The following is a 6,000-nucleotide window of genomic DNA, read 5'->3' as shown; positions in this document are numbered from 1 at the left end:
GTTTGCTCGTTTCCTCCATGTTCTCCTCTCTTGCCTACGGCATTGGTCGGAGAACTGTCGTCAACTCACTCGCATTCATCCCACACTCCTAAGAGTGAGATGTGGGACTTCTGCTCAAAGAGTTAAATCATACACTTTAAAAAGCATGGTTAAGGCTTGAGGATCAATCTAAAATCTAAAATCCAAAATTGCGTGGCTTTTTCAAAACTACATGGAAGGAATTTAAATACCCAGTAATGGTTTTAGCTAATGTCTTTTGCTGTTTTTTTGTAGTTATTGCCATTACTTGATATAATCTTCCTTCGGCAACATACATTCTACTTTTAGTGATTTTCCCTCCAGAATTGATATACTCAATTTCTTTACCAGGATGATTATTGGAACTACGAATATTCCTTTGACTAATTAAATTACTTTTTGTAGTCTTTAAAGCCATATCCCGTGCATTATTAAGTACAGCTTGGGGATCAGTTATTTGACCATAACTATAAGGAAAATCATTGTAAGCAACTACATAAGCTACTTGCTGTTTTGGTGGTTGAGCGACAAATATTTCTAAGGTAATTTCCCCCATGTAAGTTTTTTGGTATTGAGTATTTCTGTTGGGGTTTCCCGGCATTAAAATAGTAAAGCGTCCATCTGGTGCAGTATATAACTTCCATTTTGGCTGCACGGGTTGAGAAACCTTTGGTTTGACAACAGCCGCCGGAGGTTTGGGTTGACGCGCTTCCACAAAAACAGAACCACCACAGACAAGTGTGGCGGCGATTAATGGCAACAGACCTTTAATTGTCATATTTTTTGCCTTTCGAGATGCTGATCTCACTGATGATGCTAGCTGTTATAACCTAGCAGCACATAAAGCAGCACCTATTAGCCCCACTTGTGGGTTGAGGATAACATACACGGGGATCTCTTCAAGGAGGCGGCGCATCCTGCCTTTTTGGGTGAAATTTAATAAGAAACCGTTGTTTTCAATTAAGGGCAGGATTTTGGGCGCAATTCCACCAGCAATGTATAAGCCACCATAAGGTAGGAGTTTCAGGGCAAGATTGCCAGCTTCTGCACCGTAAGCCTCTATAAATAATTGCAAAGTTTGTTCACAGAGGCGATCGCGTTTTTCTAGTGCAGCTGTACCAATGACAGCACCAGGATCAACACTTTTCTCTTCTTGTCCAGCTTCTTGTTCCCAAGTTCTGACGACTTGGGCAATATCGGGTGATTCGGCGGCAAATTTGCGATCGCGCAAAAATTGGTAAATTGCCACAATTCCCATTCCAGAAACCACACGTTCCACAGAAACGCGCTGGATATCATGTTTATCCAGCAGGTATCTCAATAGTTGAAACTCGATCTCGTTGCGAGGGGCAAAGTCAGCGTGTCCACCTTCTGAGGGAAAGACTTGATAGTGGTTTCCCTGCTTAATTAAAAATCCTTGTCCTAAGCCAGTACCAGCACCAATAATTCCAATGGGGGTTTCGGGTTGAGGTTTGCCAACTTGCAACGTCAGCAAGTCTTGCTTTTGTAAACCTGAAATGCCATAGCCAACGGCGGCGAAGTCGTTAATCAAAGAAATATGCGGGATACCCAATTCCTCTTCTAAACGTTCGGTATCTAGGAACCAAGCTAAATTGGTCAGTTTGGCAGTATTTTTGACAATGGGGCCTGCGATCGCAAAACAAGCCTTTTCTGGTATTGGTGTGTTAGCTTTGACCAAAAAATCCTGCACAATTGGTACTAAGTCAGGAAAATCGGCACTGTGGTAACTTTCCTGATAAATAGTATGTATTGCTGGTGAGTCTGATTTTTCAACCAATTGCAGAATAGTTTTCGTACCGCCGATGTCTCCTGCTAGTAACAAAGTCATAGAATTTATTGGTGAATTAAATTACTTTTTTTGTAGGATATACCCAACCTAGCAGAAGTCATGAACGCAAATCTCTATCAGAGGTTTAAGCAAATCGAATAACTTCTTCTATGTGGGTTAAATGGGAAGTATCTCCCTTTAGTTCTAATAACCATTCTGGATCTTCGCGTACCACTTTCACTAGGGAACATAAAGAAGCCTTGACTTCTGTTTTGGCAATTTCCCCCACTAACCCCATTGCTCCCCCCAACACAGATGCACCATGTGCTACTAGCAGGATATGTTCTGGGAGGAACTCAGTAGCTAAACATCTCGCAGTTTGCCCAGAACGTTCTCGGACTTTTTCGCGAGTTTCAGGATATTTAGCGGCGATGCGTGGAGTATAGCTGGTGTCAATTCTGGGGAATAAGTCTGCTAAGGCTGGAGTTGAGAGTCTTTCGGGTTCTTCTGTCATCCAAACTGGGTTTAGCCATTCACTCAAGCCTGTTTCCAATTTGATTGGTAACTTTAGGACTTCTGCAACTGCGTTTGCCGTTTGTACGGTTCGCAGGAAAGGAGAAGCGAAAATATGGGTAATATTTTCTCCTTTCAATCGTTTAGCTAACTGTTGTGCCTGCACCATACCATCATCAGACAAGGGTGGATCGTAGCGTCGTTCGGCGGTGAGAAACCAATCGGGGTTTACGAAGTCGAGGCGGTTAGCGTGTCTTGCTATCCAGACTATTTGACTCATGGGTTTAATTATTCCGGTGAATAGAATTCGCCGCTAAACAAATATATAGATATCTGCAAGGAGGGCTGCAAATATTAATATATGACAAAAATCGTAATGATTTGTAATAATATAAATGATTATGAAAAGTTATCAGTGCTATCAATGTAGCTTTTATTAAAGCTTTTTTAGCCAAGTATCTAAAGCAATATCGACTATAGTAATCTGCTGAAATGTTTAAGATTGCAATAGTGATACTTTGGCTATAGCCTTTTTCGCCATTTTTCTAAAGCTACATCAACTAATCCATTTAGAGAATCATAGTGATCAAATACAATTACTTACAACTTCAACCATCCAAATAATTGCCCTACAGTTAATTGAAAGCCGCTAACTAAATCGGGAACTGGTAATATTTCTTGTTCTTCTTGTAAGAGTTCTGGTTGCTGCTTTGGTGGATAGACTAAAACAGAACGATCGCCTGGATCAATTAACCAACCTAAACGACTACCATGTTTTAAACAGTGTAGAATATTTCCGGTTACTTTAGTCTGGCTTTGATCTGGCGAAAGAATCTCAATTGTCCAGTCTGGATGCGCTTGAAAAACATTAGCCACATCTCCACGCTCATCTATGGGAATCCGTTCCCAAGCAAACACAGCTACATCAGGGACAATTGAACGTCCGCCAAAAGTACACCGCAGTTCGGGGAAAGCTAGGGCAATCTTTTTACTTTCAACTACCTGGTTTATACCTGTGATTAACTTCCCCTGTAATTTACTATGTTTTCCCTGTGGCATGGGCTTTTGAATAATTTGACCGTTAATGTATTCTGAGCTAGGCTTTGTTTCTGGTAGCTTTAAAAACTCCTCTAAAGTTAGGGGTTTAGTTGGTGATTTTACCATCTGCTTGTACCTCCCAAGTTTTAATTTAATTAATTACCCTAAATAAGCCTTTTTAACTCGCTCATCACTAATTAATTCTGAGGCTGCGCCTGTTAAGGTAATAGAACCAGCTTCCAAAACATAACCGCGATCAGCAATTTGTAGTGCCAGATTAGCGTTTTGTTCAACTAAGAGAATAGTCACACCTGTAGCCCGGAGATTTTCAATAATAGAGAAGATTTCCCGGACGATCGCAGGTGCTAAACCTAAGCTAGGCTCGTCTAAAAGTAATAGTTGTGGTTTACTCATGACAGCACGAGCGATCGCTAACATTTGTTGTTCACCACCACTGAGAGTTCCTGCTAGTTGATTGCGTCTTTGTGACAAACGCGGAAATAGCTCAAATTGGCGCTGAATATCTGCTTTTACCTCAGCTTGATTGGAGCGAATATAAGCACCCAAAAGTAAATTATCAAATACTGTTTGCCGCGCTAATACTCTGCGTCCTTCAGGACAATGGGCGATGCCAAGTTGTACAACTTCGTGAGTTTGGCGGCGGTTAATATTATGTCCATTATAGATAATTACGCCACTCTTAGGATTAACTACTTTAGATATGGCGCGGAGTGTGGTAGTTTTACCAGCACCATTAGCACCAATTAGAGTAACTACCTCGCCTTGTTGAATAATTAAATTAATTTTTTTCAGAGCTTGGATACCGCCATAATTAACATCAAGTTCTTGAACTTCTAAAATTGTATAGTTTGGCTTACTATCGGCTTTCATCGGCGGTTTACATCCAGAAATGTTGATTCAAAACTTAAGATACATCAATCATACATTTCTTAAAACAGTGCGTAGACATTGCTGCAACTTAAAAATTAACGCCAGAATACTGCAATCTTTATGATGTACTATAGCCGTTCCCATTCAGATGCGGTACAACATTACATCACGAGGTGTAGGGGCAAGTCTTTGCCCATAGGTGTCAACTTAAGTCAGAGAGCTTCATTCCACAGTCATTTTACCCCACCCCTTAATCCCCTCCCCGTGAACGGGGAGGGGAGATTTTGTCGCTAGACAAAAGCGGGGTGGGGTTGCGAGGGCATAATTAGTAATTGAGTAGGCTTGATATAACGTCATTGCAAGGGTTTCACGTTAAGTTGACACCAATGGGCAGTGCCGTGCCCCTACGGGTGTACCTCACGTAAACGAGAACCGCTATATTAATTACTGATAAAGATATCAAGCGTCCTGTGGCAAAAGTAGCAGATATTGGTAGCAAACGACTAATTAATTTAGCTCCCGATGCATGGGTAAAATGGGTGACACAGCGTCCTGAAGTCGTGGCCAAAGAAATTCTTGGCTCTGAGTTTCACTGGATTAGCCGCGAAACAGATGTGTTGATGAAAGCATACAGTGCTACTCACGGAGATTTTCTGGTACTTAACGAACTACAGTTGCGTTACACGGCACAGATGCCTCTACGGATGAGAGCCTATGCTGCCTTGGCACAAGAACGCTACCGATTGCCAACTTACCCAGTACTGATCAACATTTTACCGCCCCCATCCACCTTAACTATTGTCAATAGTTACGAGCAGGAATTTTTGGGATTACGTGCTATCCAAGATTATCGCGTGATTAATTTGTGGGAAATCGATGCTGAAATAGTATTTGGGCAACCACTACCATCGTTGTTACCCTTTGTGCCAATCCTGCGAGGAGGGGGAGAGGTATCAGTTGTGCAACGCGCATTACAGGCGCTACGAGCAGATGCAGAGTTGAACGAGTTAGAATCATTGCTGGCATTTTTTGCTAGCTTTGTGTTAGACACGCCTTTAGTGCAACAAATCATGAGGTGGGATATGGCAGTATTGCGAGAATCGCCTTGGTATCAGGAAATTGAGCAAAGAGGTATTCAGCAGGGTGCGCGACGGCAGCTAATCCGGGTATTGCAACAACGCTTTGGCGAAATTCCTCATGAAGTGGAAGTAAGGTTTGAGGGTGAAAGTGTGGAAAAATTAGAAAGCTTAATGGATAGTGCGTTAGCGAAGCTCACCGTAGGTATCGCAGTGAATTCTTTAGACGAATTTGTGAGTATTTTGTTTATATAAATTTCACAGGTGCGATCGCCTTTAGTGCAACAAATCATGAGGTGGGATATGGCAGTATTGCGAGAATCGCCTTGGTATCAAGAAATTGAGCAAAGAGGTATTCAGCAGGGTGCGCGACGGCAGTTAATCCGGGTATTGCAACAACGCTTTGGCGAAATTCCTCTATACTCTGGTCTGGTATCTTCAGTGATCTCAGGATCAATACAAGCGCGATTGTAGTAACCGATGCCTACGGCAACCCCTCCGGGCAACGCCAAAACTGACGAATTATTTGAGCGATGCCTTTGGCAACCCCAGAGCGTGTACGCAATTGTTAATTTTTGCTTGATTGCGTAGACGCTGACTTGGCGAGTCAAGTGACATGGCCTATTGTATAGGAAGAATCAGTGTGATTAAAGCAAGCGATCGCCTCCTCACCCA

At 42.2% G+C, this 6,000-nt stretch carries 7 protein-coding genes; 2 read left to right on the top strand and 5 right to left on the bottom strand.

What is annotated here, in order from left to right; all coding sequences use genetic code 11:
• Positions 1-175: 175 nt before the first annotated feature.
• The 5 genes from LC586_RS13260 to LC586_RS13240 form a co-directional block, all read right to left on the bottom strand.
• Complete coding sequence (locus tag LC586_RS13260) at positions 176-796, bottom strand: hypothetical protein (RefSeq protein ID WP_229485265.1); 621 nt, start codon at positions 794-796, stop codon at positions 176-178.
• A gap of 45 nt (positions 797-841) precedes the next feature.
• Positions 842-1,867: a glucokinase gene (locus tag LC586_RS13255; protein WP_229485264.1), complete on the bottom strand. Its 1,026-nt coding sequence runs from the start codon at positions 1,865-1,867 to the stop codon at positions 842-844.
• A gap of 85 nt (positions 1,868-1,952) precedes the next feature.
• On the bottom strand, positions 1,953-2,600 hold the full coding sequence (locus LC586_RS13250; protein ID WP_229485263.1) for a histidine phosphatase family protein: 648 nt from the start codon (positions 2,598-2,600) through the stop codon (positions 1,953-1,955).
• A 320-nt stretch (positions 2,601-2,920) separates the two neighbouring features.
• Complete coding sequence (locus LC586_RS13245) at positions 2,921-3,484, bottom strand: Uma2 family endonuclease (RefSeq protein ID WP_229485262.1); 564 nt, start codon at positions 3,482-3,484, stop codon at positions 2,921-2,923.
• Positions 3,485-3,517: 33 nt separating this feature from the next.
• Complete coding sequence (locus tag LC586_RS13240; protein ID WP_229485261.1) at positions 3,518-4,249, bottom strand: ABC transporter ATP-binding protein; 732 nt, start codon at positions 4,247-4,249, stop codon at positions 3,518-3,520.
• 470 nt (positions 4,250-4,719) lie between these two features.
• Between LC586_RS13240 and LC586_RS13235 the strand changes: the two genes are divergently transcribed.
• Positions 4,720-5,580, top strand: coding sequence for a DUF4351 domain-containing protein (locus tag LC586_RS13235; protein ID WP_229485260.1), 861 nt, complete (start codon positions 4,720-4,722; stop codon positions 5,578-5,580).
• Between the two features lie 9 nt (positions 5,581-5,589).
• On the top strand, positions 5,590-5,799 hold the full coding sequence (locus LC586_RS13230; protein ID WP_229485259.1) for a DUF4351 domain-containing protein: 210 nt from the start codon (positions 5,590-5,592) through the stop codon (positions 5,797-5,799).
• Positions 5,800-6,000 lie beyond the last annotated feature (201 nt).

The organism is Nostoc favosum CHAB5714, from assembly GCF_020829495.1.
Classification (GTDB): Bacteria; Cyanobacteriota; Cyanobacteriia; order Cyanobacteriales; family Nostocaceae; genus Nostoc; species Nostoc favosum.
Note: the sequence above shows the minus strand (reverse complement) of the source record. Positions and strands in the feature narration are given on the sequence as shown.